The 25,702-nt window shown below is 64.4% G+C and carries 30 protein-coding genes and 1 pseudogene; 14 read left to right on the top strand and 17 right to left on the bottom strand.

The annotated features are described in order from the left end of the window. Positions 1–15: 15 nt before the first annotated feature. Positions 16–465, bottom strand: coding sequence for a Cu(I)-responsive transcriptional regulator (gene cueR, locus AB4136_RS10310; protein WP_065998106.1), 450 nt, complete (start codon positions 463–465; stop codon positions 16–18). 274 nt (positions 466–739) lie between these two features. Between cueR and AB4136_RS10305 the strand changes: the two genes are divergently transcribed. Further along, the gene (locus AB4136_RS10305) at positions 740–964 is read left to right on the top strand and encodes a heavy-metal-associated domain-containing protein (protein WP_024923731.1); all 225 of its coding nucleotides are present in this window, start codon (positions 740–742) and stop codon (positions 962–964) included. A 178-nt stretch (positions 965–1,142) separates the two neighbouring features. Next, on the top strand, positions 1,143–1,325 hold the full coding sequence (locus AB4136_RS10300; RefSeq protein WP_024923732.1) for a YegP family protein: 183 nt from the start codon (positions 1,143–1,145) through the stop codon (positions 1,323–1,325). A 2-nt stretch (positions 1,326–1,327) separates the two neighbouring features. Here AB4136_RS10300 and AB4136_RS10295 read toward each other — a convergent pair whose 3' ends face one another. From AB4136_RS10295 to AB4136_RS10280, 4 genes are all read right to left on the bottom strand, one after another. Next, the gene (locus AB4136_RS10295) at positions 1,328–1,525 is read right to left on the bottom strand and encodes a hypothetical protein (RefSeq protein ID WP_024923733.1); all 198 of its coding nucleotides are present in this window, start codon (positions 1,523–1,525) and stop codon (positions 1,328–1,330) included. Between the two features lie 166 nt (positions 1,526–1,691). Continuing rightward, positions 1,692–2,087, bottom strand: a complete 396-nt coding sequence (locus AB4136_RS10290) for a GFA family protein (RefSeq protein WP_204367408.1) — start codon at positions 2,085–2,087, stop codon at positions 1,692–1,694. Between the two features lie 98 nt (positions 2,088–2,185). After that, positions 2,186–2,671, bottom strand: coding sequence for an SRPBCC family protein (locus AB4136_RS10285; RefSeq protein WP_024923735.1), 486 nt, complete (start codon positions 2,669–2,671; stop codon positions 2,186–2,188). 160 nt (positions 2,672–2,831) lie between these two features. Next, entirely contained in the window at positions 2,832–3,080 is a 249-nt protein-coding gene (locus AB4136_RS10280) for a ParB N-terminal domain-containing protein (RefSeq protein ID WP_024923736.1), read from the bottom strand. A gap of 145 nt (positions 3,081–3,225) precedes the next feature. Here AB4136_RS10280 and AB4136_RS10275 point away from each other — a divergent pair, with 145 nt between their 5' ends. The 5 genes from AB4136_RS10275 to AB4136_RS10255 are packed head-to-tail and all read left to right on the top strand — an operon-like array spanning position 3,226 to position 8,723. Beyond that, positions 3,226–4,872 carry a N,N-dimethylformamidase beta subunit family domain-containing protein gene (locus AB4136_RS10275; protein WP_024923737.1) on the top strand — a complete coding sequence of 549 codons (1,647 nt, stop codon included), beginning with the start codon at positions 3,226–3,228 and terminating at the stop codon, positions 4,870–4,872. After that, positions 4,869–6,224, top strand: a complete 1,356-nt coding sequence (locus AB4136_RS10270) for an aminotransferase family protein (protein ID WP_024923738.1) — start codon at positions 4,869–4,871, stop codon at positions 6,222–6,224. Before AB4136_RS10275 ends, AB4136_RS10270 begins: the two co-directional genes overlap by 4 nt. Before the next feature lie 8 nt (positions 6,225–6,232). Continuing rightward, a complete protein-coding gene (locus AB4136_RS10265) occupies positions 6,233–7,162 on the top strand; it encodes a 3-keto-5-aminohexanoate cleavage protein (RefSeq protein WP_137900439.1) in 930 nt (309 codons plus the stop codon). A 2-nt stretch (positions 7,163–7,164) separates the two neighbouring features. Continuing rightward, positions 7,165–7,689 (top strand): GNAT family N-acetyltransferase, encoded by a 525-nt coding sequence (locus AB4136_RS10260; RefSeq protein WP_024923740.1) that lies wholly within the window; start codon positions 7,165–7,167, stop codon positions 7,687–7,689. Further along, complete coding sequence (locus tag AB4136_RS10255) at positions 7,686–8,723, top strand: histone deacetylase family protein (protein WP_024923741.1); 1,038 nt, start codon at positions 7,686–7,688, stop codon at positions 8,721–8,723. The genes AB4136_RS10260 and AB4136_RS10255 overlap by 4 nt, the downstream gene beginning before the upstream one ends. Before the next feature lie 16 nt (positions 8,724–8,739). Here the strand turns inward: AB4136_RS10255 and AB4136_RS10250 are convergent, their stop codons facing one another. The 3 genes from AB4136_RS10250 to AB4136_RS10240 all read right to left on the bottom strand — a co-directional run bounded on the left by AB4136_RS10250 (position 8,740) and on the right by AB4136_RS10240 (position 11,704). After that, positions 8,740–10,002 (bottom strand): cysteine desulfurase-like protein, encoded by a 1,263-nt coding sequence (locus AB4136_RS10250; protein WP_024923742.1) that lies wholly within the window; start codon positions 10,000–10,002, stop codon positions 8,740–8,742. 98 nt (positions 10,003–10,100) lie between these two features. Then, positions 10,101–11,117: an aldo/keto reductase gene (locus AB4136_RS10245; protein WP_137900438.1), complete on the bottom strand. Its 1,017-nt coding sequence runs from the start codon at positions 11,115–11,117 to the stop codon at positions 10,101–10,103. Positions 11,118–11,242: 125 nt separating this feature from the next. Next, the gene (locus tag AB4136_RS10240; RefSeq protein WP_081766862.1) at positions 11,243–11,704 is read right to left on the bottom strand and encodes a hypothetical protein; all 462 of its coding nucleotides are present in this window, start codon (positions 11,702–11,704) and stop codon (positions 11,243–11,245) included. 296 nt (positions 11,705–12,000) lie between these two features. Here AB4136_RS10240 and AB4136_RS10235 point away from each other — a divergent pair, with 296 nt between their 5' ends. Beyond that, positions 12,001–12,165 carry a hypothetical protein gene (locus tag AB4136_RS10235; RefSeq protein ID WP_162835319.1) on the top strand — a complete coding sequence of 55 codons (165 nt, stop codon included), beginning with the start codon at positions 12,001–12,003 and terminating at the stop codon, positions 12,163–12,165. A gap of 45 nt (positions 12,166–12,210) precedes the next feature. On the opposite strand, the gene AB4136_RS10230 is transcribed toward AB4136_RS10235, so the two are convergent. Continuing rightward, complete coding sequence (locus tag AB4136_RS10230) at positions 12,211–12,726, bottom strand: DUF1993 domain-containing protein (protein ID WP_024923745.1); 516 nt, start codon at positions 12,724–12,726, stop codon at positions 12,211–12,213. A gap of 126 nt (positions 12,727–12,852) precedes the next feature. Between AB4136_RS10230 and AB4136_RS10225 the strand changes: the two genes are divergently transcribed. Continuing rightward, positions 12,853–13,896: a DUF1176 domain-containing protein gene (locus AB4136_RS10225; RefSeq protein WP_024923746.1), complete on the top strand. Its 1,044-nt coding sequence runs from the start codon at positions 12,853–12,855 to the stop codon at positions 13,894–13,896. A 50-nt stretch (positions 13,897–13,946) separates the two neighbouring features. Here the strand turns inward: AB4136_RS10225 and AB4136_RS10220 are convergent, their stop codons facing one another. The 7 genes from AB4136_RS10220 to AB4136_RS10190 form a co-directional block, all read right to left on the bottom strand. Continuing rightward, complete coding sequence (locus tag AB4136_RS10220; RefSeq protein ID WP_024923747.1) at positions 13,947–14,861, bottom strand: alpha/beta hydrolase family protein; 915 nt, start codon at positions 14,859–14,861, stop codon at positions 13,947–13,949. 32 nt (positions 14,862–14,893) lie between these two features. Next, positions 14,894–16,504 (bottom strand): molybdopterin-binding/glycosyltransferase family 2 protein, encoded by a 1,611-nt coding sequence (locus tag AB4136_RS10215; protein WP_137900437.1) that lies wholly within the window; start codon positions 16,502–16,504, stop codon positions 14,894–14,896. Then, on the bottom strand, positions 16,501–17,205 hold the full coding sequence (locus tag AB4136_RS10210; RefSeq protein ID WP_024923749.1) for an XdhC family protein: 705 nt from the start codon (positions 17,203–17,205) through the stop codon (positions 16,501–16,503). Before AB4136_RS10210 ends, AB4136_RS10215 begins: the two co-directional genes overlap by 4 nt. A gap of 72 nt (positions 17,206–17,277) precedes the next feature. Then, positions 17,278–17,616, bottom strand: coding sequence for an XdhC family protein (locus AB4136_RS10205; protein ID WP_024923750.1), 339 nt, complete (start codon positions 17,614–17,616; stop codon positions 17,278–17,280). A 22-nt stretch (positions 17,617–17,638) separates the two neighbouring features. Continuing rightward, the gene (locus AB4136_RS10200; RefSeq protein ID WP_024923751.1) at positions 17,639–18,868 is read right to left on the bottom strand and encodes a vWA domain-containing protein; all 1,230 of its coding nucleotides are present in this window, start codon (positions 18,866–18,868) and stop codon (positions 17,639–17,641) included. Between the two features lie 6 nt (positions 18,869–18,874). Next, positions 18,875–19,807, bottom strand: coding sequence for an AAA family ATPase (locus AB4136_RS10195; protein ID WP_024923752.1), 933 nt, complete (start codon positions 19,805–19,807; stop codon positions 18,875–18,877). 38 nt (positions 19,808–19,845) lie between these two features. Next, positions 19,846–20,346: a flavin reductase gene (locus tag AB4136_RS10190; protein ID WP_024923753.1), complete on the bottom strand. Its 501-nt coding sequence runs from the start codon at positions 20,344–20,346 to the stop codon at positions 19,846–19,848. A 186-nt stretch (positions 20,347–20,532) separates the two neighbouring features. Here AB4136_RS10190 and AB4136_RS10185 point away from each other — a divergent pair, with 186 nt between their 5' ends. Both AB4136_RS10185 and AB4136_RS10180 read left to right on the top strand, forming a co-directional pair. Further along, positions 20,533–21,597: a branched-chain amino acid ABC transporter substrate-binding protein gene (locus AB4136_RS10185; RefSeq protein ID WP_024923754.1), complete on the top strand. Its 1,065-nt coding sequence runs from the start codon at positions 20,533–20,535 to the stop codon at positions 21,595–21,597. Then, complete coding sequence (locus tag AB4136_RS10180) at positions 21,597–22,604, top strand: P1 family peptidase (protein ID WP_024923755.1); 1,008 nt, start codon at positions 21,597–21,599, stop codon at positions 22,602–22,604. The genes AB4136_RS10185 and AB4136_RS10180 overlap by 1 nt, the downstream gene beginning before the upstream one ends. Before the next feature lie 49 nt (positions 22,605–22,653). Here the strand turns inward: AB4136_RS10180 and AB4136_RS10175 are convergent, their stop codons facing one another. Beyond that, positions 22,654–22,908: a DUF2171 domain-containing protein gene (locus AB4136_RS10175; protein ID WP_024923756.1), complete on the bottom strand. Its 255-nt coding sequence runs from the start codon at positions 22,906–22,908 to the stop codon at positions 22,654–22,656. Between the two features lie 150 nt (positions 22,909–23,058). On the opposite strand from AB4136_RS10175, the pseudogene AB4136_RS10170 reads away from it, so the two are divergent. From AB4136_RS10170 to purB, 3 genes and pseudogenes are all read left to right on the top strand, one after another. Then, positions 23,059–23,771, top strand: a pseudogene (locus AB4136_RS10170) (DUF2259 domain-containing protein). Next, on the top strand, positions 23,768–24,310 hold the full coding sequence (locus AB4136_RS10165) for a hypothetical protein (protein WP_307419296.1): 543 nt from the start codon (positions 23,768–23,770) through the stop codon (positions 24,308–24,310). Before AB4136_RS10170 ends, AB4136_RS10165 begins: the two are co-directional and overlap by 4 nt. Positions 24,311–24,397: 87 nt before the next feature. Further along, complete coding sequence (purB, locus tag AB4136_RS10160; protein ID WP_024923759.1) at positions 24,398–25,699, top strand: adenylosuccinate lyase; 1,302 nt, start codon at positions 24,398–24,400, stop codon at positions 25,697–25,699. The last annotated feature ends 3 nt before the right edge of the window (positions 25,700–25,702 follow it).

The raw sequence follows: 25,702 nt of genomic DNA, 5'->3' as shown, positions 1-25,702 counted from the left end.
GATTGCCGGAGCGCTTCAATAGGCGTCGCTTCGGCGTCGCATTGTGCTGCGCTTCGGCTTCGGTGGAGCCGCCTCATGGCCGCTCGAAAGCTCCTCGATAATCGGGCAGCTGGCTTGCGTATCGCCGTGGCAGGTTTTGGCCAGATGGCGCAGCGCATTCGACATGGCGCGGAGTTCGCGCATCTTGCGCTCCAGTTCGGAGACATGTGCCAAGGCGATACGCTTGACGTCGCCGCTGGCACGCGAGCGGTCGCTCCACAACGCCAGCAGACTGGTCATCTGCTCGACCGAAAAGCCGAGATCGCGCGCCCGGCGGACGAAACGGAGCATATGGATGTCATCGGGCGAATAGACCCGGTAGCCGGCCCCGGTACGCTCGGGGCTGGCGATCAGGCCGACCTCTTCATAGTAGCGGATCATCTTCGCCGACACGCCGGACGCGGCGGCTGCGTCTCCAATGTTCATCGGCTGGCCCTCCCGTCTGAGGACAGAGCAAAACCGCTGCCGGCAGGCGTGAATGGGGCGGGGAGGATCATGTTCGTGCAACTTCCTTGGGTCGTTGCAGGAGCAGATAAGGTTTCCAGTAACTGGAAGGTCAAGCGACTATCTTCCTAGCCTCATCGGAAAATGGGCAAAGCGACATCGTCGGCAAATTTCTTCGCGCTGCGCTTGACCTTCCAACGATGGCAAGCCCCACAACCTCACCGTCCCTGCTGTCGACCATGAAAGGAATGTTGTGATGATCAACCTGAAAGTATCGGATATGACCTGCGGCCACTGCGCGAGCACGGTGGAGAAGGCGGTGAAAAGCGTCGATCCGCAAGCCAGGGTCACGATCGATCTGGCGGCGTCGATCGTCTCGGTGGAAGGCGCCAGCGATGAGAGCGCGATTTCGGCTGCGATCTCGAAGGCTGGCTACGGCAACGAGAAGGTCGCTACCAGCTGCTGCGGCAGTTGCCATTGATACAAACCGGCCCCGCGGCAAGCCTGCGGGGCCGAGTTTAAATCCAGACTTGGCCACCGCGACTAGAGGCCATCACAATTTAAGATGGTCAATTCAACAACCTAGAGATGCAACCAATTCGTGGTGGCGTCACCCGGAATCACCCTAACTCTGTCCGCTCAACCAAGAGGACAGAGCCATGTCGAGCTGCACGGATCGTAACGGGGATAGCTGGGAAATCTACATGGGCAATGACGGCTGGCGCTGGCGCCGCACGTCATCGAACGGCCGCATCGTCGGCGCGTCTTCGCAAGGATATACAAACCGGGCTGACTGCGTCGCCAACGCGCAGCGCAACGGGATGACGTGCACGCCGGTCTGACCTCAACCGCCCAACCAGCGCGGCCGACAGGTCTTGGCGATTACGTGCGGCGCCAGCACCAACGGCGTGGCCGCCGATCGTTGGCGCGCTCGCTCGAACAGCAGGCGCACATCTTCCGGCCGCCAGCCGTCCCGTTCCATCACGAGTTGCACGATCTGGTCGCCCAACAGCTCGTCCAGTGTCTCACTGCGCTCGCTCATGTCTCGCCTCATCGAAGGCCGCCCGCCATGCATAGATAGGGCGCCAAACATGGCACCCCAATGATGTTTCGCCGGCTATTTCGAGGAATTTGCAGGAAAAATACGGCGGCGTAAGCGATCCATTTCACACTTGCGCGAGCGACCGCTTGAACGCCGAAAGCCGGCTCTATGCAGGAGGCGGCGCGCCTTCGAATTGCGGCAGGCCGTCGTTAATCGTCAGCCATGCCTGCTTCGAGGCGGTGTAGATATGCATCTCGGGTTTGAACGCCGCCGGATCGTCGAGCGACCCCGATGTCACGCCCATGACGCCGGCGGCATCGCGCCGCGAAAACATGGTCGTGCCGCAATGCGGACAGAAACCACGCCTGATCTCCGACGAGGAATTGACCATGGCCAGCGGCCCTTCGACCGCGACGGCGTCGATGCGAAACAGCAGGCGCGCATTGAAGGCGGCGCCGATCGCCTTCTGGCAAAGGCGGCAATGGCAGACCCGCTGATTGATCGGCTCGCCCTCGGCGGAATAACGAACGGCACCGCAAAGGCATCCGCCCTGGTATTTCATGGTCATGTCAGGCTCGCTGAAAAAGAGAAGCGGCACGGTAGCGCCCTGCCCCGTGCCGTCAAATGAAAAGCCGTGATGCGGTCTATTCGCGCCGTCGATCAAAGCGTCCTGGCGAGTGCCTCGAGCTGGTCGGCGCAGATGCCCCAACCACCCTCGAAACCCATCTCCACATGCTGGTCGCGGTCGGCCGCGTTCCAGTGCCGGACGCGAGCGATGTAACGGGTCTTGCCCGCGCCTTCATCCTCGAAGGTCAGCACCACGGCCATGAACGGCTTCGCCGACGGCTGCCAATCGCCGGTGAAGGCATCGGTGAAAACCAGCTTGCGGCCGGGAACGACCTCCAGATACTGGCCCGGATTGGGAAACTCTGCGCCGTCCGGACCGGCCATGACGACCAGCGAGGCGCCACCGGGACGGACATCCATCTCCGCGCGCGGTGTCGTCCACGGTTTCGGCGCGAACCATTGGGTGACCAGCTTCGGGTCGGTCCAGCAGCGATAGACAGCGTCGCGCGGCGCATCGATGATGCGGGCGAGGACCAGTTCGTTTTCCGAAGACGGAGCGATGTCGAGTTTGGTGGTCACGGTGTTTCCCTTCCTGATGGGTGCGAATGTTGACGTTCGCACCTAGGACGAAGCGCGCGAGGTCGATCCGACACCGCCGGCCAGGATATTTTTCCTCAATTTGAAAACGGGATTCTTTTCAAAGGCTTCAGGGCGCCAGTGAAAGCGCCAGGGTCAGGACCTAGTGCTTCTTGGCCTGAACCAGATAGGCGTCGATGGTTGCCTCGCCCAGCCATTTCGCCGCTTCCAGCCGGTGCAATCCCTCGACCAGGACATGGCGCTTGCCATCATGGCGTACCTGGATCGGCGTCTTCATGCCATTCTCCAGAATATCCTCGGCAAGGTGGCGGACGGTCTCGGGATGCAGCGTCTTGCGCCGCGCGGTCGGCACATAGATGTCGTCGACCTTGACCTTTTGTATCCGCAGCATGACCGCTCCCTTGGCGTTCCCTCGTGCTTTCTGGATAGTCGGTTTGCGCACCAAGGCCAAGGGTAGCCGGCTGGCCTGATGCTTTCCATTTGACGCCCGGCAAGACGATGATCGAAATGGCCGCAGAAATTTCCCGCCGGACCCCATGAACCAGTCATCCTCGCTATTTCCGGATTTCGGCCTGACAGCGCAGCAACGCCATGCCGCCGTGCGCAGCCACTATTACGAGAAACCCGGAATGGATGGCGCGCGCGGCGAAATCTGGGCCTATTCGGACCGCTTTTCCTATCGACCGGGCGAGACCGTGCGGCTGCAGGTCAGCGCGACGGCACAGCATTTCTCGATCGAGATCGTTCGCGACGGTGGCATCGAAACCAGAGTGTTCGAGCGCGATAACATCGCCTGCCGCTGGCAAGAGACACCGGAACAATGTTCGGTGGAAGGCTGCGGCTGGGAAACGACGTTCGAATTCACGACCGGCACCGATTGGCCTTCCGGCGCCTACCGGCTGACGCTGACCGCCGAAGGCAAGGACGGCCAGCCGATCCGTTACCATCACCTCATCATCGTCGCGCCGCTGCCCGGCAATCGAAGCGGCCGCATCCTGCAGGTTGCGGCGACCGGAACCTGGCTGGCCTACAACACCTGGGGCGGCTCCAACCACTACGAAGGCATCACCGGCCCGAACCGCAACCAGTATTCGCCTGTCGTGTCGACCGAACGCCCCTGGTGCCGCGGCTTCGTCGTGCTACCGCCGCAAGCTCCGCGCGTGCCACACGGTGTCTCGATGCCGCCAAAGACGGTGCCGCGCTATCCACATATGGAATGGGCCTACGCCACCGGCCATTCGAAGAAATACACCTCGGCCGGCTGGGCCAGCTACGACAGCCATTTCTTCCGTTTCACCGAACGCGCCGGCCATTCGATCGACCTCGCCAGCCAGCACGACCTGCATTTCTCGCCCGAAATCCTCGAAGGCTATGACTGCGCCGTCTTCGTCGGCCACGACGAGTACTGGACCTGGGAGATGCGCGACGCGGTCGACGCCTATGTCGAGCGCGGCGGTCATGCAGCGCGGTTTGCCGGCAACTTCATGTGGCAGACGCGGCTGGAAGACGAGGGCCGGCGGCAGGTCTGCTACAAATACCGCGCCCGCGCCGAGGACCCGGCCTATACGAGCGGCGACGTCCGCCGCGCCACCAATTCCTGGGAAGCGCCCGAGATCGGCCGGCCCGGGGCCGAGACCTTCGGGCTGAACGCCACGCGTGGCCTTTATGCCGGCTGGGGCGGCTGCGCGCCGCGCGGCGCGCGCGGCTTTCCGATTTATCGGCCCGAACATTGGGCCTTCGCTGGCACCGGGCTCTATTATGGCGACCTGCTCGGCGCCGACAGCCATGTCTTCGGCTACGAGGTGGATGGGCTGGAGCATGAAATCCGGGGAGGCCTGCCCTACCCCGTGGCTGACAGCGGCGCGCCGGACGGCCTGCAAATCCTCGCCGTCGGCATGGCGTCGCAGGTCGAGGAAAGCGCGGATATCGCGGCGCAAGATCAGTTCCTTGGCGACGAGGACGGCCGCTTCAGCGCCGAAACCCTGTTTGGCGAGGCGAGCGACGCCAATCTCGACAAGATCAAGCGCGCGAACGGCATGATCGTCTCCTTCCCGCGCGGCAAGGGCGAGGTCTTCCACGCCGGCAGCTGCGAGTGGGTCGCCGGCCTGCTGCGGCAAGACCCCATGGTCGAGCGGGTTACCGCCAATGTCCTCGATCGCTTCCTCGGAAAACAGACTTCATGACCGATACCGCCGTGACAAAACCCAATCTCTTCCATTTCACCCGGCTGCCGCGCCCGACGGTGGACCGCGCCGACGGCATTTATCTGTGGGACAAGACCGGGCGCCGCTACATCGATGGCTCCAGCGGCGCGGTGAACGTCAATATCGGCCACGGCAACCGCGCAGCGATCGAGGCGATGCGGCGGCAGATGGACCGTGTCTCCTTCGCCTACACCATCCATTTCGAAAGCGAGCCGGCGCTGGCGCTGGCTCGCGAACTGGCGGCGCGGCTGCCGGAGGGACTGGATCGCATCTATTACGTCTCCGGCGGCTCCGAGGCGGTGGAAGCCTGCCTGAAACTCGCCAGGCAATGGGCGGTGGCAACGGGTCAGCCCGAGCGCTGGAAGATCATCGGCCGCATGCCGTCCTATCACGGCATCACAGTCGGCTCGCTCGGCGTCACCGGCGACGAGGTGCTGACGCCGGCCTTCACGCCGATAGGCAAGGCCATGCCGCTGGTGCCAGCCCCCTTCGTGCACCGCGACCGCGACAACCTTTCGCTGGAGGAACGCGGGCTGCGCTACGCCGACATGCTGGAGCAGAAGATCGTCGAAGAAGGCGCCGACAGCGTGCTCGCTTTCATCATGGAGCCGATCGGCGGAGCGGCCAGCGCAGCGCTTGTGCCTCCGGACAGCTATTTCGCGCGCATTCGCGAGATCTGCGACCGCCACGGCATCCTCTTGATCCACGACGAGGTGATGACCGGCATCGGCCGCACCGGAAAATTCCTGGGCGGCGATCACTGGAATTGCCGGCCAGACATCGTCGCCCTCTCCAAGGGCCTGTCTTCCGGCTACGCGCCGCTCGGCGCGGTCGCCGCGACCGAAAAAGTGGTCGGCCCGGTGCTCGAAATGGGCGGCTTCCTGCACGGCCATACCTATGGCGGCAACCCGGTCGCCACCGCTGCGGGGCTTGCCGTGCTTGGCGAGATCGACCGGCTTGGCCTCATCGACAATGCAACGGCCATGGGCGCTGTCTTGAAAGGCGAGTTGGAAGCACTGACCCAACGCTTTCCCTTCGTCGCCGACGTGCGCGGCAAGGGCCTGCTTCTCGGCGCCGAACTCTATGCCGATCCGGTCGCCAAAACGCCGCTGCCGCGCGAATGGAATGCCAATGTGCGTCTCATCGATCTCGCCTTCGAGCGCGGCCTGATCATCTATTCGCGCCGGGTGCGCGGCGGACCGGAGAGCGACAATTTCATGGTCTGCCCGCCGCTGATCGTGACCGCGGAGCAAATCGGCGAAATCGTCGCCGTGCTCGCCGATACGCTGCAAGCACTGGCCGGCGAACTCGGCCTGCCCGTCAACTCCTGAGGATCGTCATGGCATCCGGTAAAGTCATCATCACCTGCGCCATCACCGGTTCGGTGCACACACCGTCGATGTCGCCGCATCTGCCGGTGACGCCCGACCAGATCGCCGCCGAGGCCATAGCGGCGGCCGAGGCCGGCGCCTCGATCCTGCACCTCCATGCCCGCGACCCGCAGGACGGCCGCCCGACCGCCGATCCGGCCGTGTTCACGCAGTTCCTGCCGCGCATCAAGCAGGCGACGGACGCGGTGGTGAACATCACCACCGGCGGCTCCTCGCTGATGAGCCTGGACGAGCGCCTCGCGGCACCGCTGAAGGCCGAGCCGGAAATGTGCTCGCTCAACATGGGCTCGATGAATTTCGGCCTGTTCCCGATGCTGGACAAGCCGCGCGACTGGCAGCACGAATGGGAGCCGAAGCTTCTGGAAGCAACGCGCCACACCATTTTCAAGAACACCTTCGCCGACATGGAGACCATTCTCGACAAACTCGGCAAGGGTTGCGGCACGCGGTTCGAGTTCGAGTGCTACGATGTCGGCCACCTCTATTCGCTGGCGCATTTCCGCGATCGCGGGCTGGTGCAGGGTCCGCTCTTCATCCAGTTCGTGCTGGGTATCCTCGGTGGCATCGGCGCCGATCCGGAAAACCTTCTTCACATGAAGCGGATCGCCGACAAACTGTTCGGCGGCGACTACAAATTCTCCGTACTGGCCGCCGGGCGCCAGCAGATGCCCCTGATTTCGATGGCGGCCGCGATGGGCGGCAATGTCCGCGTCGGGCTGGAGGACAGTCTTTACGACGGGCGCGCGCTGGCCAAATCCAATGCCGATCAGGTCAAACGCGTCCGGGCCATCCTGGAGGGCCTGTCGCTGGAAGTGGCCACCCCCGCCGAAGCGCGCCAGATGCTGTCGCTCAAGGGCGGTGACCGGGTGGCGTTCTAGCGATGACCACCAAAGACGCAAAGCATGTCCGGGTGCATATCCGTCCCGGCCGGGTCGAGGATGCTGAGAACATCCATGCGGCGCTGCTCGGCATCGCCGAGACGGTCGGCGAGCTGCCCAAGATGCGATCGACACCGGAAGATATCCGCCGCGACGGTTTCGGCTCCAAGCCGCATTTCCAGGTGCTGATCGCAGAAATTGATTCAGAATTCGCCGGCATCTGCCTGTATTTCCCCATTTATTCCACGTGGAGAGGCCGGCCAGGCGCCTTTGTTCAGGACCTTTTTGTCGGCAAGGATTTTCGCGGCATGAAGGTCGGCGAAAAGCTGCTGCGGCAGCTGGCGCGGCTCGTTAAGCAGGAGGGTGGCGTCTATCTGGAACTGGCGGTCGACACCGGCAATATCGGCGCGCAACGGTTCTACGAGCGCATCGGCATCGCCCATCAGGACGACGATCAGGTACACAGGATCATCGGCGATGCGTTCTTCGCCTTCGCCGAAGCCGGGGATTTGGGGGACGAGCGATGAAAGCCTTTTATGCCGCAGAGCAGAAACGCCACGCCCCCAAGGCCTTCCTGTCCAGCGGCGCACCACAACCAAATCCGGAACAGCCGGAGCGTGTCGAAAGGCTGAAGTCGGGCGCGATTGCCGCCGGCTGTTCGATCGAGCGGCCGCGCAACCATGGCCTTGGACCGGTGGCGGCGGTGCACACGCCGGAATATCTCGATTTCCTCGAACATATTTTCGAACGCTGGCAGCGCATCGAGGGCGCTTCCGCCGAAGTCATCCCCAACATCCATCCCATCGCGCGTGGCGGCTCCTATCCGGCCTCGGCGGTCGGACAGGCCGGCTACCACATGGCCGACACAGCCTGCCCGATCTCGGCCGAGACCTGGGACAGCGCCTTGTGGAGCGCGTGGAGCGCCGTCGAGGCGGCCGAGGCCGTCCTGTCGGGCGAGCTCGCCGCCTATGCGCTTTGCCGTCCGCCCGGCCATCACGCCTTCGCCGACGTCGCCGGCGGTTTCTGCTTTATCAACAATTCGGCCGTGGCCGCCCAGGTGCTGCGCCGGGATGCGGCGCGCGTGGCGATCCTCGATGTCGATCTGCACCACGGCAACGGCACGCAAGGCATCTTCTATGCCCGTCCGGACGTGCTGACCGTTTCGATCCATGCCGACCCGGTGCGCTTCTACCCCTTCTTCTGGGGCCACGCCGACGAACGCGGCGAAGGTCCGGGGCTAGGCTATAATTTCAACCTGCCACTGCCGCGCAAATCGGGCGACGAGGCGTTTCTGGATACGCTTAACACGGCGTTCCGGCGCATCCGCGGTTTCGCGCCGGACGCGCTCGTCGTCGCGCTCGGCCTCGACGCATTCGAGGGCGATCCATTCGGCGGACTGTCGGTGTCGACACCCGGCTTCGCGCGCATCGGCGAAGCGATCGGCAAGCTCGGCCTGCCGACCGTGATCGTGCAGGAGGGAGGCTATCTCTGCGACGCGCTCGGTGCCAATCTGACAGCCTTCCTCACCGGCTTCGGCGACAGCCACCGCCCGGCAAGATAACCGCCCATGGCGAAGGTTAGCGCTGCTGCCGCAACATGGCGATGATGCGGGCAGCGCTTTCCAGCGTCTCGTCGATCTCGGCGGCGGTGTTGTAATGCGCGATGCCGATGCGCACGACACCCTCCTCCGCCGGGATGCCGAGCTGGTGGACAATCTCCCACGCGTAGTTGTGGCCCGACCACAGGAAAATGCCTTCGGCGTTCATTTGCCTGGCGATGCTTTCCGGCGCGATGCCTTCCACCGTGAAGGAAACGGTCGGCACGCGCTCATTCACCCGCGCAGGCTCGGTGATGCCGTGGATGGTCAGACCCTTTATGGCGGAAAGCCCGTCGATCAGCCGCGGCGCCAGCACGTTCTCATAGGCAATGGCCGCCTTGAAGGCGGCGGCGATCTTCTGGCGCCGCGTGCCGTGTTCGCCGGTCGCCTCACCCAGCTTTTCGAAATATCCGACGGCGGCGGTCAGGCCGGCCATCAGCTCGATCTGCGGCGTTCCGAGTTCGAACCGCTCCGGCAGGCCGTTTGAAGAGCAGCGGCACTTATAAGGCTGCAGTGCGTCGATCACCGAACGCTTGCCCCACAAGATGCCCATATGCGGGCCGAAGAACTTGTAGGCCGAGCAGGCCAGGAAATCGCAACCGATTTCGGCGACGTCGACAAGCCCATGCGGCGCGAACTGCACGGCATCGACATAGACCAGCGCGCCGGCCTGCTTGGCGATGCGCGTCAGTTCCTTCACCCGGTTGATCGAGCCGGTGAGGTTGGAGGCATAGTTCAGCGCCACCAGCCGCGTGCGATCGTTCAGAAGCGCTGCAAGGGCCGCTCCCTCGACCTGCCAGCTCTGCTGGTCGAAGGGCAGCCAGCGCACGACAAGGCCGCGGTCTTCCGCCAGTTGCAGCCAGGGCGAGACGTTGCCCTCGTGGTCCATGCGGGTGAGGATGATCTCATCGCCGGGCTTGAAATCGCGGCCGAGCGTGCGCGACATATGGTAGGTCAGCGTCGTCATATTGGCGCCGATGATGATTTCCTCGGGCGAAGCAGCACCTACGAAATCGGCCATGGCGGCATGGGCATCATCCACCACCTTCTGGGCGGCCAGCGTCGTCTCGAAGAAGCCGCCGAGATTGGCGTTGGTTTCGACAAGGCAACGCGACACCGCATCCGCCACGGATTTCGGCACCTGGGTTCCGGCCGGGTTGTCGAGATAGATGCGACGGCGGCCCTTGTCGGTCAGGGAAAGTGCCGGAAACGCGTCGCGCACGGCCTCGATCGGAAAATCCATGCTGTCCTCTCTGTTTGTGACCGTGCCTAGATGCAGCACGCGTGGCCACCGGGCTAGGGACAGGGATTGCCGACCCGCTGATGCACGGCATCGACCGCCTACTGCATGTCCTCGGTCCACACGACGGCTGCGGCGGCAAGCGCGATCTCGAGCTGAGGCAGGCTGGTGGCGCCGATGATGCTCGACGCCACGAAGGGCCGGCTCGCCACATAGGCACCGGCAAACAGCGCCGGCTCCATGCCGAAAGAACGCGCCAGCTCGCTGTATTCGAGCAGCACCTCGGCGGCGTTCGGCGTTTCATAGCGCTGGCCGCGGTTGAACAGCTGCGAGCGCGAACCCGCCGGCCGCGCGCCATGGTCGTATTTGCCGGTGAGATAGCCTTGCCCCAGCGGCGAATAGGCAAGCAGCGACACGTCCTCGCGGGCACAGGCTTCGGCGAGATTGACCTCGAAGGTGCGGTTGACGAGATTGTAGGCGTTCTGCAGGGAAACGGCGCGAGGCCCTATCCCCTTTTCGCTCTCGGTGATGAAACGCATCAGCCCCCAGGAACTCTCGTTGGACAGGCCGAAATGGCGGATCTTGCCGGCCTTCACCAGTTCGTCAAAGACGGCAAGCGTCTCGACGATCGGGGTCTCGTCGCCACTGGTGGAATCGGCACGTGGCGGCGTGCCGCCAACGCGGGTCGGATTGGCACCCCAGGGCACATCGCGTTCCGGCCAGTGAATCTGGTAGAGATCGACATAGTCGGTGCCGAGCTTGGCGAGCGATTTGTCGATGGCGTCGAAAATGTCGGCGCGTACGAGTTTTGAAGGACGTCCGCCGCGAAACCAGTCGCTGGCGGTGCGGCCGACAACCTTGGTGGCCAACAGCACACGGTCGCGATTGCCACGCGCCTTCATCCAATTGCCGATGATCGTCTCGGTGCGCCCCTGCGTCTCCGCCTTTGGCGGGATCGGGTAAAGCTCCGCCGTATCGATGAAGTTGACGCCGCGCGCGAAGGCCAGATCCATCTGCGCGTGCCCTTCCGTCTCCGTATTCTGCTGTCCCCAGGTCATCGAGCCGAGGCATATCTGCGAAACAAGAAGATCGGTCCGGCCGAGACGGCGCTTTTGCATGATCGGCTCCAGGAAGCGTATCGGGAAAGGTCTTGGTTGCGCAGGCGCGCGGGAGGAAACCCAGCATAAGCGGTGCAAACGTCGAGGCCAAGCCCCGCATGCCGCCACCCTTGCGCAAGAACGGACTAGCGGCGGCGTGTCGCCGCCAGCGCCTTCTGCCGGGCGTCGTCGATCAGCATGTTCGCCACCTGCATGCGGATCATGGCCCGTTGCCTCAGATGCGGCGCCACCCGGTCGGGATGATTGGCGAAGGCGAATTCGCGGCGCAGGCGGGCAAGGTCGGCGGCCTTGGCGACACGGCCGAGGCCGAGTTCGGTGGCGATCGCCTCGGGGTCGATCGGCGGCAGCACTTCCTGCGGCTCGGGATGCTCGTTGGCCAGTGCGATCCGCGCCTGGTCGAGCAAGGCCGCGAACTCGGCCGCCAGATCGGCTCCGCTCTCGCGATATTCGGCGGCGGCGGCCTCGCCGGCCACTTTGATGCGACCGGAGTGCAGCTCGTCGACAACGGACAGATAGTCGAATGGAATGGTCGGCTTCGCGGCGACGTCCTCCGCCTCGCCGGAGGCGACGAACAAATCGTCGAGCAACGAAGCGAAATCTCGCTTGGCCCCGGTTGCGATGTCAGCCTCCCAGCAATGCGTGCCCAACCGGGCTTTGCACGGACGATACATCCGGCCAGTTAAGAATGCATGCCTTCGGCAAGGGTTTTTTTGGCGTTGCTTAACGCTGGCGATCCTAGCCCATCATCGCGCCGATTATCCTCCTCGCTGCGACATATTGTGCAATGCAACATAAAACAGCGTTCCGTGGCCATGCTGCACTGCAACAACGGTCATGAATCACCTATATGAGGAGACGGGAGGACCAACCGGAGCCGAGAACCATGGGGTTCTTCACCGAGATGTTCGCCCGCCCGCGGCCGCAGGAACAGGTGCGCTACAGCGCATCGCTGGCGCTTATCTATGCGATGAGCCGTACCGATCGCGCCGAGACCGGTATCAGGCCGATCGACTTTCCGCGCATCGCACGCCGCCCGGCACTTCGCTGACCACCGTCAGCCAATATGCGGCAGCCGGTATTCCGGCTGTCGGCCTCAGGATCGCTGCCCGCCACTGATGAAAGTCACCTTGCCCAGCGGCACGCCGTTGTGACGCAGGATGTCGTAGGCGGTGGTGACGTGGAAATAGAAGTTGGGCATGGCGAAATGCAGCAGATATTGCAGGCCCGGCATGGCGATCTGCCTTCCACCCAGCTTCATTTCGATATTCTTCTCCTCCGACCCGTCGAGGTCCTGCGCCGAGAAAGTCGCCAGGTAATCGGTCGTGCGGCCGATGCGGGCGTGCAGGTCGTCGAAGCTCTGCTCGTCGTCCTCGAAACGCGGCGCCTCGCGCCCGGCCAGCCTGGAACTCGCGCCCTTGGCGTGATCCGTCGCGATCTGCACTTGGCGGGTCAGCGGATACATGTCCGGCGCAAGGCGCGCGAGCAAGAACACGTCCGGGTCGATCTTGCGGTCGACAGCGTTCTGCTCGGCGGCATTGAGCACGCCGGCAAGTGCCTTCAGCCTGGCTGAAAACACCGCAATCGAGGCATCGTACATGGATATCGCCATAGGCCGCTCCGTTCTTGACCGCTAAAAGAGCTAGCGCTTTCGCGCACGATTCTTCAAGTGTCGCGCAGGCGTCACGCGCCTGCCTCAATCGATGTGGATGCTGCCCCTGTCGACTGGAGATTCCCGATGAAAAGCCCCCTTTTCGCCGCGACGGCAGTCCTTGGCCTCGCAACGCTCAGTCAGGCCGCGATGGCCGCCGAGCCGCCCTATCTCGACGATCGTTCAGACGCCGCCAATGTGGTGCGCTCGCTCTACAATGCAATCAACCGCCATGAATATGCGCGCGCCTGGGACTATTTCGGCGAGACCAAGCCCGCCAAGGATTTCGACGCCTTCGCCAAGGGGTATGAAAGCACCGAGGCTGTCGAGGTGACGACCGGTATGCCTGCAAGCGAGGGGGCGGCCGGCAGCATTTTCTACACCTTGCCCGTCGCCATCCGCGCCGTCGACAAATCCGGCAACGGCAAGGTGTTTGCCGGCTGCTACACGCTGCGCCAGGTCAACGCGCAGATTCAATCGCCGCCCTTCAGCCCGATCCGCATCGAGAAGGGCGCGCTGAAACTGTCCGACAAAGAGCTCCAGAACGCACTGCCCGACAGCTGCGGCGAAGGACCGGCGCTGCCGAAACAGGACGCGGTGCTGGAAAAGGCGAAAAAGGCCTTCCTCGCCTCCTATGGCGATCAATGCGATCCCGAAGCCCCTGGCGGTGGTGCGAAAACCGGCGAACCAAGCGACCACACCATCACCTACAAGCCCAGCGACAGCGAACCGGACAAGACCGTGCGGTTGTTCCGCTTCTTCTGTTCGATGGCCGCCTACAACGAAAGCTCGGTCTATTATGTCTCTGAAGACGGGCAGAGCGTGAGCCAGCTGCAATTCGCCGTGCCCGAACTCGATATCCGCTACGAGAACGGCGACACCGAAGGCAAGGTCGAGCATATCGGCATCACCGGCCTCCGCACGACGGATCAGTTGATCAACGCCGACTATGACGAGAACGCCCACACGATCGTGTCGCACGACAAGTGGCGCGGCGTCGGCGATGCTTCCTCGACCGGCACCTATCTGTTCCGCAACGGCGTCTTCGGCCTCGTGCAATATGACGTCGACGCGTCTTATGACGGCGAGATCAACCCGCAGACCGTGCTGGACTACAACACCGCGCCCTGAGCAAAAACCATCGATCGTTCAGAGCCGCCTCGGTCGAGCCGTCCGGCTCCTTATTTGCGCGACAGCATCCAGTTCAGCGTTTCGCGCCAGTCGGTCATGCGGATCGGCGTGCCATGCGTGCCGGTCTCGAAGCGCACAAAACGCGTCGGGTAAGCCTTTGACTTGGCAAGAATAGACCGGAAGAAGGCTTCCTGGTTCTCGATGGGGAAAACGGGGTCCTTGCTGCCCTGGCCGAAAAACACCGGCACGCGCCGCTTGAAGGCAGGGCTTGCAAAGAAGCTGTCGTCCCACAACGAACCCAGCAAAAGCAGGCCGTCGATGCGGTTGCCGGTATCGGCGCGGCCGGCGAGTTTCCAGCATAGTGCGCCGCCCATCGAACCGCAGGCGACGAAGATCTTCGCACCGGGCGACCGCTCGGCATAATGGCCGATCAATGCCGCCACCTGCGCGGCGCCCTTGTCGCCGAAATCGCTGAAGTCGGGCGACAGGTAAAGACCGCCATTGTCGGCCATCAGGTTCTTGATGCGGTTGAAATTGCCGCCGAAGGTGAAGTCGTCCACCCCTTGCTTGCGGCTGCCGCCCTGCCCGTGCAGGTAAAGCACGATGATGGCGGCGCCCTCGGTCTTGCCGACGGCGACATGGCGGATGATGCCGACGTCGGTCGTCAGCGCCAGATCCTGCTGCACGCCGCGCACGCCGGTCGAGGTATATTGCGGTTTCACGCGCCGTTCCGGCACCGTGTCGCGCGCGTTGATGTCGCGCATCTCGCGATAGTCGACCACGCGATAGATATCGCCCTTTTCGGCCGACAGGATGCCCGGATAGGCGAACAGCTCGTCCTTGAGCGGCTTCAGCGTCTGCGCATCGGCCAATGCCGCGGCGGGCGCCAGCGACAAAAGGAGGATCAGCGAAAGACGGAAGCGGCGCGCGAGGCGCGGCGCGGCGGAAGAAACAGCAAAGATCATGGGAGAGCGTTGCGGCTTTCGGCGGCTGCTTGTCAATCCTGCAACACGCCGCCGGCGCCTTCCAGTGCCTCGCGCGTGTCGACATCGACCGAGGCGCCGGCGCCGATCTCGACGTCGATCACCTCCACCCCCTCCGTCTCGACGAGATGGCGGGCACCGGTATCGCCTTCGAGATGGGCAACGGCGGCAAACAGCGAACGCGGCAAAAGCACCGGGTTGCCGCGCCGGCCGTCATGCGAGGCGCGCACCACCGCCTTGCCGCCGGAACCCGCGAAGGCCTCGATCAGCCGATCGAGATCGGCGGAGGCGACGCCCGGCATATCCCCCAGCACGATCAACGCGCCGGCGGCACTGGCCGGCAGCGCCGCAATGCCCGCCTTCAGCGAGGTCGACAGGCCGTCGGCGAAGTCGGGGTTGTCGGTAAAGGCAAGGTCGAGCCCGGCGAGCGCAGCGCGCACTCGGTCGCGCTGATGGCCGGAGACCACGACCGTGCCGACGGCCTTCGAGGCAAGTACGCGTTCGGCGGTGCGGCGCACCAGCGGCTTGCCGTCGAACAGCGCCATCAGCTTGTTGGGTCCACCCATGCGGCTCGAGCGACCGGCGGCCAGGAGAACGGCATGAACCCTTTCGCCCGCATGCGCCGGTGGACGTTCGCGCGGCTCCGGCCGGCTCGGAATTTCCATCAGCAGTCCACCGACGCCCATGCCGGCGATGTCGCGTCCTGTCACTTCGAGCCCGGCAATCAGCCGGTCGAGTACCCAGTCGAACCCGTTTTCCTTGGGACTGCGGGCACACCCCGGCGCGCCGACGATTCGCTTGCCGTTCAGCCGGCCAAGTACCAGCAGATTGCCTGGATCGACCGGCATGCCGGCGCGTTCGACGCGGCCGCCGGCCCGTTCGATCGCCGCCGGCACGACGTCGGCGAAATCGGACATCGCCGAAGCGCCGAAGATGACCACCATGTCGTTGTCCCTGGCCAATGCACCGGCGGCCTCGGCCACCGCTTCCGCTTGATGCGGCACGCGACGCTCGGTGGTCACCCGGCTGCCGGAACGCGCCAGCCGCGCCTCGGTGACACGCATGGTCTTGTCGAGCACGCTGGGTTTCACCCCCGGCAGCACCGTCTGCACGACGCCGAGCCGGATCGCCCGATAGGCGTTGACCGCGAAAACCTCGCCGCCGGCGCAGATGGCCAGTACCGCGTCGACAAGAGCGCGGTCGACCGCGAAGGGAATGATCTTCACTGTCGCCACCATCTGGCCGCTCTCGACCGGGGCATGGTGGGCCAATGTCGCGATGGTGATAGCGGGATCGACGGCATTGATTGCGTCGATCATCGCCGCATCGACGGTGAACACGCCGGCCGCCAACGCATGCAGATTGACGCGACCCGTGGTCGCCGCCTTCGCCTCGATGTCGCGATGGCGCATCGCCCGCGCGATCGCCCCGGCGGCGGCATCCTCGCCAAGGTCGCGGGCCCCGAGCACCGCCGCCACAACTTCGGTGACACCCGCCGCCTGCAGCGCGGCGATATCGGCCGCTTCGAGCCGGTGCGCCTTGCGAAAACGCCGCTCGCCGGCATTCGTCGCGTGGGCCAGGATCGCGCCTTCAGCCTGATCGATCGGAACCGGACCGAATTTCACGCCGCTTCGCCCCGGCGCGCCAGCCCGCGCGAGCGGAAAGCGCCGATCACCTCGGCCAGAACGGCAACAGCGATCTCGGCGGGGTTCGCCGCGCCGATGTCGACGCCGATCGGCGAGTGGATGCGCGCGACATCGTCGGCGCTCGCACCCAGCGCCAGCAGCCGCTCGACCCGCTTGGCGTGCGTCTTGCGACTGCCCAGCGCACCGACATAGAAGCAGCGCGCATCGAGCGCCGCCTTCAGCGCGAAATCGTCGATCTTCGGATCATGGGTGACGGCGGCGAGCGCGGTGTAGCCGTCGAGCGGCTGGCGCGCCAAGACATCCTGTGGCCATTCGGCGTGCAGCGGCATGTCGGGAAAGCGGTCGGCCGTGGCAAAGGCGGTGCGCGGGTCGATAATCTCGACCGGGTAACCGGCAATCCTGGCCATCGGCGCCAGTGCCTGGCTGATATGCACGGCGCCGATCACCACCAGGCGCGGTTGCGGCAGATGCGCGTTGAGGAAAAAGGGACGCCCTTCGGCCTCGACCGCCTTGGAACGGCCGGTCCGGAAGGCAGTCTCGATGGCGGCGCCCAGTTCGCCCGCCACCTTATCGCCCTCGCGCACGACGCGGTCGCGGCCGTCGCCGAGATCGGTGACCAGCACGGCTGCACGACGTGCGCGGCGTTCGGCGTTCAGTGTCTTGAGGGCATAGGGGTCCATCGTGATGTGCCGATTTCAAAAAGCTTCATGGCGAGGCGAAAATCGCGCGTTGCAGATCGTTTTCACGTCGTTCTACCCCAGTCGTTCCACATAAACCTTGATGCGGCCGCCGCAGGACAGCCCCACGTTCCAGGCGGTTTCGTCGGCGACGCCGAATTCCAGCATCTTCGCCTTGCCCGAGCCGATGACGTCGAGCGCCTCGGCCACCACGGCGCCTTCCACGCAGCCGCCGGAAACCGACCCGTGGAAATTGCCCCCGGCGTCGATCACCAGATGGCTGCCGGCCTGACGCGGCGCCGACCCCCAGGTTTCCACCACGGTGGCGATGGCGACATCCTTGCCGTTCTTCATCCAGTCTTCCGCGATGATCAAAGGATCGCGGGCTTCGTCGAGATAGGCGCTGTTTTCCATGGGCCCTCCTCCAGACATATGGCTACGCTGCCCTGGCCGCGCCAATGTCGAGCCAGCGGCGCGGATCGACGTCGCGAGCGGAGCCCCGCGCCAACGAGGCGCAGAGATCGGCCAGCGCTTCGAGATTGTGCACCGGGCGAAACTCATCGACATGCGGCAGCATCGCCTTGACGCCGCGCGCCCGCGCCTCGAAACCGTCGAAGCGCAGCAGCGGATTGAGCCAGATCAGCCGCCGGCAGGATTTGTGCAGCCGCTCCATCTCCTGCGCGAGACCCTCGATATGGTCGCGCTCCAGCCCGTCGGTGATCAGCAGCACCACGGCGCCCTGCCCCAGCACGCGGCGCGACCACAGCCGGTTGAACTCACCTAACGTCTCGCCGATGCGGGTGCCGCCTGACCAGTCCTTGACGACGGCAGAGGCATCGGCCAGCGCCGCGTCCGGGTCGCGATGGCGCATCTGGCGGGTCAGGTTGGTCAATCGGGTGCCGAAGACGAATGCATGGACACGCCGCCGTTTCTCGGTCAGCGCGTGCAGGAAGTGCAGGAAAATCCGCGTGTACTGGCTCATCGAGCCGGAAATGTCGGCCAGCACCACCAGCGGCGGATGGATTTCGCGCGGCGAACGGAATTTCGGCAGGATCAGCTCTCCGCCCGTGCGCGCCGCCATGCGCATCATGGCGCGCGGATCGATGCGGCGGCCGGAACCATCGGCCTTGAAGCGCCGCGTCGCGACCGTATCGAACGGCAATCGCAATTCCGAAATCGCCTTGCGCGCGTCGGTGAGCTCGTCGGCGTTCATCTGCGCGAAATCCTTGCCGCGCAACACTTCGCTGCCGGACACGGTGAAACGCGCGTCGATCTCTATTTCGGGTATTTCCCGCGGCGGCCGGCCATCCTGCCGGCCTTCGAACATCGCCTGGCTGACCCGGTTTTCCGCCGCGCGCGGCTTGCGGCGCTCGGCATTGTCGACCGCCACCGGCGAGAACATGGCGAGCAGCTTCTCGACCAGCTCGCGCGACTTCCAGTAGAGGCGAAACGCCTCGTCGAAAGTGGCGTGGTCCTCATGGCGGGTGACGAGCACGGCGTGCAGCGTCCAGTAGAAATCGTCGCGGCCGCCGATGCCGGCGGTCAGCACCGCCTCGATGGCGTCCTTGACCGAGGCCGGGCCGACCCGCATGCCGGCCTTGCGCAGGGCACGCGCGAAAAAGACGATGTTGTCGGCGATCCGGCCCTCCGGCTGGCTGCCTTTCATCTCATGCTACTCCGCCGCCGAGGCCAGTTCCGCCTGGACCTCCTTGAGGATGCGCCGGCCCTCGCCCTGCTCGATCCGGGCGATGTCGTCCTGGTATTTCAACAACACGCCGATCGTATCAGACACGGTTTCGGGGTCGAGCGCGACCTTGTCCAATTCCGCCAATGCGCCGGCCCAGTCGATGGTTTCCGCCACGCCCGGCGCCTTGAACAATTCGATCTGCCGCAGCTTCTGGATGAAAGCGACGACTTCGGCCGACAGCCGCCTGTTGGCGTCGGGCACCTTACGCCGCACGATCTCCAATTCGCGCGCCGCGTTCGGATAATCGACCCAGTGATAAAGGCAGCGGCGCTTCAGCGCGTCATGGATTTCGCGGGTGCGATTGGTGGTGATGATGACGATCGGCGGTTCCTCCGCCTTGATCGTGCCAAGCTCGGGCACCGTCACCTGGAAGTCAGAGAGGATTTCCAGAAGAAAGGCTTCGAACGCCTCGTCGGTGCGGTCGAGTTCGTCGATCAGGAAGACGGGCGCCGCACCTTCCTTGCCGGTCAGCGCGTCGAGCACCGGGCGGCGGATCAGATATTTTTCGGAAAAGACGTTGCGCTCCATGGTCGAGCGCTCGACCTTGCCGGCCGCCTCTTCCATGCGGATCTCGATCATCTGCGCGGCATAGTTCCACTCATAGACCGCCGAGGAAACGTCCAGCCCCTCATAACATTGCAGGCGGATCAGCCGCCGACCAAGCGCGGATGCCAGAACCTTGGCGATCTCGGTCTTGCCGACGCCGGCCTCGCCTTCAAGGAACAGCGGCCGTTTCATGCGCAACGACAGGAACAGCACCGTCGCCAGCGAGCGGTCGGCCACGTAATCCGCGCCGGTCAGGAGATCGAGCGTTTCGTCGATCGTTCCCGGCGCGGGGCGCGGTTTCAGCTCGGTCATTCTGTCTCCGTGCGTACCCGCATCCCAGAATCAGGACCCTAGTCCTGCAGAATGCGGTAGCCGCGATCATGGTAGATCAGCGGCTTCAAATTATCGCCGATGCGCAGGCCTGTCACCTTGCCAAAAAGCACACGATGGCTGGCGAGATCCTTGATGTCGGTCAGCTCGCAGTCGAAAACGGCGAGCGCTCCGACCAGCGTCGGCGCGCCGGTGGCGATGGTGTCCCATTCGGCCAGTCCGAAGCGTTCGTCGGGCGCGAGATGAGTAAGGCCGGAAAAGCCGTCGGCCAGCCCCCGGTGCGTGGCGGCCAGCGTGTTCAACGCGAAATTGCCATTGCTGACAAAGGGTTCGTTGCGGGGATTGGAGCGATTGAGGCACACCAGTATCATCGGCGGCGTATCCGAAACCGAACAGGTCGCGGTCACCGTCGCGCCACGTCTGCCCGACGGACCGTCGGTGGTGACAATGTGGACATGACCGGCGAAACGGCTCATCGCGTCGCGATAGGCCTGCGGCTCGACATCATTCTTCTTCAGCACGGGCGATTTTCCAGACACCAAACCCCTCCCGCTATATATGGCGGTATCTTGTGCATCACAAGCGAAGTGGTTGATGCGGCTCATCGAAACTGCCTTGCTGTACCAAGATTCGACAGGCTTGTTGCACCAAGACGGTGCAGCCTTTAGGTCTGGGCCGAAGCCTGCAGGGAGACACGTTTCATTCGCATGCGACTGGCGTCCGCAATCCTTAGCCTGCTTGGCGGGTTTTTCCTCCTCGATCCGGCAGCCGCCACGACGCTGACCATTGGCGTCGCGGCACCGCTGTCGGGTCCGTCGGCTGTCCTTGGCCGGCAGATCGAATATGGCGCAAGGCTCGGCGCCGGCGCGAACGGCGCCGCGATCAGCGTTGTCGACGACACCTGCACGGCGGCGGGCGGTGCCGCGGCAGCCGCGCAATTCGCTGCCGAAAAGGTCGATATCGTCGTCGGCTTCCTGTGCACCGAGGCAATCGAGGCAGCGATGCCCATCCTCAAACAGGCGGGCATCGCGGTGATCACCCCCGGCGTGCGCACCGACAGCCTGACCGACCGGCGCGCCAAGACTGGCTGGCCGGTGTTCCGGCTCGGGCCGCGCGGCGACGCCGAACGCGACGCAGCCGGCAGGGTCCTGTCCCGGCTGTGGCGCGACCAGCCTTTCGCCGTCGTCGACGACGGCACTATCTACGGCCGCGAACTTGCCGAAGCGATGCGGGCCACCGTCGAGCAGGCGGCGCTCAAGCCGGTCTTCACCGACACGTTCCGCCCAGAAATGGACAACCAGGTCGGGCTAGTCGGCCGCTTGCGCAAGGCCGGCGCCACCAGCGTCTTCGTCGGCGGCGACGGCCGCGATCTGGCCGTCATGGCGCGCGATGCCGCCAAGCTCGGCGCCGACATGGCATTTGCCGGCGGCGAAGCCCTGCGCGCGGCGAGCGACGTGCCTTACACGCAAGGCACGCTGATGATCGCCATGCCCGAATGGGCGGATGTCGCGGACAAGAAAACGCTCGATCTGTTCAGCGCCGCCAAAGTGCTGCCCGAAGGCTATGCGCTGCCGGCCTTTGTCGCGGTCGAGATCGCCGGCCAGGCCAAGAAGGAGGCCGCCGGCAAGCCGCTGATCGAAACCCTTGCCGACCGCGACTTCACGACCGCCACCGGCATTATCCGCTTCGATGCCAAGGGTGACCTTGCCAAGAACCCCTATCGCGCCTTCCGCTTCGACGGAACGCGCTTCGTGCCTCTCGAGGGACAATGATGTTTCGCACCGGCCCGCGCAATCTGATCACCGATGTCGCCGGCCTGCGGGTCGGTAATGCCGGCGACGCCAGGCTGAAATCGGGCGTCACCGCCATCCTGTGCGACACACCGGCGGTTGCCGGCGTCCAGGTGCTGGGCGGCGCGCCGGGCACGCGTGAAACCGACCTTCTGGAGCCGCACAATGCGGTGGAAACCGTGCATGCGCTGGTGCTGTCGGGCGGCTCCGCCTTCGGGCTCGACGCCGCGTCGGGCGTGCAGGCAGCCTTGCGGGAAAACGGCATCGGCTTCGAGGTCGCGGGGTTCCGCGTGCCGATCGTGCCTGCGGCCATCCTGTTCGATCTTGCCAATGGCGGCGACAAGGGTTGGGGCCGCTACCCGCCATACAGAGAACTGGGACATGAGGCGGCGCTCACGGCGTCCGACGACTTCGAGATCGGCACCGCTGGCGCCGGTATCGGCGCGCTGACCTCCGGGCTCAAGGGTGGGCTCGGCTCGGCTTCCACCGTGCTCGACAACGGCATCACCATCGGCGCGCTGGTCGCGGCCAACCCGACCGGCTCGGTCACCGTCGGCCGCAGCCGTCATTTCTGGGCAGCGCCCTTCGAGATCGGCAACGAGTTCGGTGGACTGGGCTATCCTTCGCCACTGCCCGAGAATGCCAGGCAGATACGCCTGAAATTCCGCGACAATCCGGTCGGTGCCAACACCACCATCGCGATCATCGCCACCGACGCCGTGCTGACCAAGGCGGCCGCCAAACGCCTGGCGATCGCCGCGCATGACGGCTTCGCCCGCGCCATCTGGCCGACGCACACGCCGGTCGACGGAGATCTGGTCTTCGGGCTGGGCACGGGAAAGAGCGGCATAACCCCGTCGGCGGTCGAAGCCATCGACCTTTATGCGGCGGCCGGCGCGACGATGGCGCGCGCGATCGCGCGAGCAGCCTTCGCCGCCACGCCGGCGAAAGGCGACCTGTTTCCCGTATGGTCGGCCCTGCCGGGCTGACACGAGGCGCCAGCCCGTCCGTTCCATGACAATGGCGTTGGAAGCCCGATCAGGTTGGATCGGATCTTTCTTCCTCGAACATGACGGCGACATCCGAATTCGCCGACAGCCACACCTTGCCGTCCTGGATTTCGGCAAAAAGGCTCAAGGGGATGTAGTGATGATGCCCCCGGTGGGAGCCCTGGCCGCTGTCTGTCTTGATAAGCTTGATGCGCTTTCCTTCAACCTTGTCGACGGTACCGACATGGGTACCGTCCGCACCGACGACTTCCATATGCTCGCGAATTTTGCTCGTGTCGCTCATGGCAGTTCTCCTTGTGAAGAACGCCGAGACTAGCAAAGAGCGGGCCGGCCGCATCCATCAAAATGCATTTCGCGCCATGCGACGCGCTAAAACGATTGTGATAGGAACCGGTATGTTCCAGCCGACACCGGAGAAAAGATGAACCGTCTGATGCGTTTGGCACTCACAGTTGTCCTTGTCCTGGCCGGCGCCGTCGTCGCACGGGCAGGCGATGTCGCGCGGCTGCAGATTCTCGGTTTCGCCAAGGGCGGCGGCATCTTCGCCTTCGAGGAATACGGCTGCAGGACGGTTCCGGTTTCCCTTATGCAAACCGCTATTACATCGACACGGCGACCGACACATTCGTCAGCGGCACACCCATTCGCGTACGGCTCGACGACGAGAAGGCCACGCTGCAGGCAGTGCGCGACAAGGCGCGCGAACAGGGCGAAGCCATCGTCAAACAGGCGGAACTCGAGGCCAATGCCGGCTTCACCGTTGGCGGCAATCCCGTCACCGAGTTGTCGGCCGACCCGCACCGTATGGTCGTCAATCCGCGGCCGGTGTTTCCAGCGATCGACGAGCCGCTGGAAGTGCGCTTGGACGAATTCACCCTGAGTGGCGACGACATCTGTTCCAGCCAGGGCGAAACCAAGGGTTTCCGACTGCTGCGCATCGAAGCCCGCGAAGGCGGCCAGACCAAGCTTTTGCATGAGGACAAATCGATCCCAAAGAGCCGTGGCTGTCCCAACGGCTATGGCATCGGCGCGGTGCAGACTTATGGCGGCGACAGCCTGTCGGCCTATGCGGTGCTGATCTGGGTTCGTGGCTACGGCTTTGAAGGGCCGGATTATCGCTGGATGGCGGTGACCGGGCGGCTGTGACAGACCCGGCCGCCCAGGCAACGACTTTACGCCCCGACGGGCGCGGCACGATTGCGATGCGGTTGCGCCTGGCCCTGCCCGCGCCGCGCATCGCACTCTTCGGGGCGTTGGCATGGGCGACGGCGATGGCCGTCAGTGCCGGGACCAATCTTTTCCTGCAAGGCTGGGAATCGTCCGCTGCCGTGGTTGCGATCATGTCGCTGTTTGCCATCGGCGGCGCTCTTGCCTTTCCGACTGGCCTGTTCGTCGCGCGCTTTGTCTCGCTTGGCCGCCCCGGCAGCGTGGTTTTCGCGGCCGGCTTCGTGTCGCTGTTTGCGGCGACTGTGCTGGTCACCGGTGGGCTCTATGCGATGCAGTATCGCTCCTACTACGCCGAATGGCATGGCCCGCCGCTCAGCCTGCGCTGGCTGTTCCAGTTCGCCTTCACCAGCGCCGGCGCGCTTTATCAGTTCGCCGTGCTCGGCATCCGCCTCTATTTCCCGGTCGGGTTTGTCGCTCTCTTTGCTGCTGCACTGTGGTTTGTCCGGCAACGACATTGAGCATCCGGGAGCATCTGGCGCGTTGAGCATTTTGCCGTGCTCTGTTAGGACGCGGCGTAAGTTTTCCCCAGACATCAGGACGGACCGATGATCCCACGTTATTCCCGGCCGGAAATGGTCGCCATCTGGTCGCCCGAGACGCGCTTCCGCATCTGGTTCGAAATCGAGGCACATGCCTGCGATGCGCTGGCCGAACTCGGCGTCATCCCGAAGGAAGCGGCGAAGACCATCTGGGAAAAGGGCAATGCCGCGACGTTCGATGTCGACAAGATCGACGAGATCGAGCGCGTCACCAAGCACGACGTCATCGCCTTCCTCACCCATCTGGCCGAATTCGTCGGGCCGGACTCGCGCTTCATCCACCAGGGCATGACCTCGTCGGACGTGCTCGACACCTGCCTTGCCGTGCAGCTTACCCGCGCCAGCGACATCCTGCTCGCCGACATCGACGCGTTGCTGGCGGCGCTGAAGCGCCGCGCCTTGGAGCACAAGGACACCGTCACCATCGGCCGCAGCCACGGCATCCATGCCGAGCCGACCACTTTCGGCGTCAAGCTGGCGCAGGCCTATGCCGAATTCAGCCGTTGCCGCGAGCGCCTCGTCCATGCGCGCGAAGACATCGCCACCTGCGCCATTTCCGGCGCGATCGGCACCTTCGCCAACATCGAGCCCTATGTCGAAGAACACGTTGCCAAAAAGCTCGGCCTGAAGCCGGAGCCGGTGTCGACGCAGGTCATCCCGCGCGACCGCCATGCCATGTTCTTCGCCACGCTCGGCGTCATCGCTTCCTCGGTGGAGCGGCTGGCGACCGAGATCCGTCATCTGCAGCGGACAGAGGTTCTGGAAGCGGAAGAGTATTTTTCGCCCGGCCAGAAGGGCTCGTCGGCGATGCCGCACAAGCGCAATCCGGTGCTGACCGAAAACCTCACCGGTCTTGCCCGCCTGGTGCGCGGCATGGTGCTGCCGGCGATGGAGAACGTGGCACTGTGGCACGAGCGCGATATCTCTCACTCCTCGGTCGAGCGCATGATCGGTCCGGACGCCACGGTGACGCTGGATTTCGCGCTGGCCAGGCTCACCGGCGTCATCGACAAGCTGCTGGTCTACCCGGAAAACATGGACCGGAACCTCAACAAGTTCCGCGGCCTGGTGCATTCGCAGCGCGTGTTGCTCGCGCTCACCCAGGCGGGTGTTTCCCGCGAGGACGCCTACCGGCTGGTGCAGCGCAATGCTATGAAGGTCTGGGAACAGGGCGCTGATTTCCTTGAGGAACTGCTTGCCGACAAGGAAGTGACGGCGGCGCTGTCCGAAGCGGAAATCCGCGAAAAATTCGATCTCGGCTACCACACCAAGCATGTCGACACCATCTTCAAGCGCGTGTTTGGATAAGCA

The organism is Mesorhizobium sp. 2RAF21 (assembly GCF_052115345.1).
Taxonomy (GTDB): domain Bacteria; phylum Pseudomonadota; class Alphaproteobacteria; order Rhizobiales; family Rhizobiaceae; genus Mesorhizobium; species Mesorhizobium terrae.
This window is presented reverse-complemented; position numbering and strand designations above follow the sequence as displayed.

Bases quoted from the DNA above. Each gene is read 5' to 3' on its own strand.
- AB4136_RS10255 (WP_024923741.1), top strand. From the start codon at position 7,686: ATGAAAGCCTTTTATGCCGCAGAGCAGAAACGCCACGCCCCCAAGGCC.
- AB4136_RS10300 (WP_024923732.1), top strand. From the start codon at position 1,143: ATGTCGAGCTGCACGGATCGTAACGGGGATAGCTGGGAAATCTACATG.
- AB4136_RS10195 (WP_024923752.1), bottom strand. From the start codon at position 19,807: ATGACCGAGCTGAAACCGCGCCCCGCGCCGGGAACGATCGACGAAACG.
- AB4136_RS10305 (WP_024923731.1), top strand. From the start codon at position 740: ATGATCAACCTGAAAGTATCGGATATGACCTGCGGCCACTGCGCGAGC.
- AB4136_RS10230 (WP_024923745.1), bottom strand. From the start codon at position 12,726: ATGGCGATATCCATGTACGATGCCTCGATTGCGGTGTTTTCAGCCAGG.
- AB4136_RS10245 (WP_137900438.1), bottom strand. From the start codon at position 11,117: ATGCAAAAGCGCCGTCTCGGCCGGACCGATCTTCTTGTTTCGCAGATA.
- AB4136_RS10235 (WP_162835319.1), top strand. From the start codon at position 12,001: ATGGGGTTCTTCACCGAGATGTTCGCCCGCCCGCGGCCGCAGGAACAG.
- AB4136_RS10260 (WP_024923740.1), top strand. From the start codon at position 7,165: ATGACCACCAAAGACGCAAAGCATGTCCGGGTGCATATCCGTCCCGGC.
- cueR (WP_065998106.1), bottom strand. From the start codon at position 465: ATGAACATTGGAGACGCAGCCGCCGCGTCCGGCGTGTCGGCGAAGATG.
- AB4136_RS10270 (WP_024923738.1), top strand. From the start codon at position 4,869: ATGACCGATACCGCCGTGACAAAACCCAATCTCTTCCATTTCACCCGG.
- AB4136_RS10250 (WP_024923742.1), bottom strand. From the start codon at position 10,002: ATGGATTTTCCGATCGAGGCCGTGCGCGACGCGTTTCCGGCACTTTCC.
- AB4136_RS10175 (WP_024923756.1), bottom strand. From the start codon at position 22,908: ATGAGCGACACGAGCAAAATTCGCGAGCATATGGAAGTCGTCGGTGCG.
- AB4136_RS10265 (WP_137900439.1), top strand. From the start codon at position 6,233: ATGGCATCCGGTAAAGTCATCATCACCTGCGCCATCACCGGTTCGGTG.
- AB4136_RS10200 (WP_024923751.1), bottom strand. From the start codon at position 18,868: ATGAAAGGCAGCCAGCCGGAGGGCCGGATCGCCGACAACATCGTCTTT.
- AB4136_RS10205 (WP_024923750.1), bottom strand. From the start codon at position 17,616: ATGGAAAACAGCGCCTATCTCGACGAAGCCCGCGATCCTTTGATCATC.
- AB4136_RS10180 (WP_024923755.1), top strand. From the start codon at position 21,597: ATGTTTCGCACCGGCCCGCGCAATCTGATCACCGATGTCGCCGGCCTG.
- AB4136_RS10210 (WP_024923749.1), bottom strand. From the start codon at position 17,205: ATGGACCCCTATGCCCTCAAGACACTGAACGCCGAACGCCGCGCACGT.
- purB (WP_024923759.1), top strand. From the start codon at position 24,398: ATGATCCCACGTTATTCCCGGCCGGAAATGGTCGCCATCTGGTCGCCC.
- AB4136_RS10290 (WP_204367408.1), bottom strand. From the start codon at position 2,087: ATGAAATACCAGGGCGGATGCCTTTGCGGTGCCGTTCGTTATTCCGCC.
- AB4136_RS10275 (WP_024923737.1), top strand. From the start codon at position 3,226: ATGAACCAGTCATCCTCGCTATTTCCGGATTTCGGCCTGACAGCGCAG.
- AB4136_RS10220 (WP_024923747.1), bottom strand. From the start codon at position 14,861: ATGATCTTTGCTGTTTCTTCCGCCGCGCCGCGCCTCGCGCGCCGCTTC.
- AB4136_RS10295 (WP_024923733.1), bottom strand. From the start codon at position 1,525: ATGAGCGAGCGCAGTGAGACACTGGACGAGCTGTTGGGCGACCAGATC.
- AB4136_RS10280 (WP_024923736.1), bottom strand. From the start codon at position 3,080: ATGCTGCGGATACAAAAGGTCAAGGTCGACGACATCTATGTGCCGACC.
- AB4136_RS10225 (WP_024923746.1), top strand. From the start codon at position 12,853: ATGAAAAGCCCCCTTTTCGCCGCGACGGCAGTCCTTGGCCTCGCAACG.
- AB4136_RS10185 (WP_024923754.1), top strand. From the start codon at position 20,533: ATGCGACTGGCGTCCGCAATCCTTAGCCTGCTTGGCGGGTTTTTCCTC.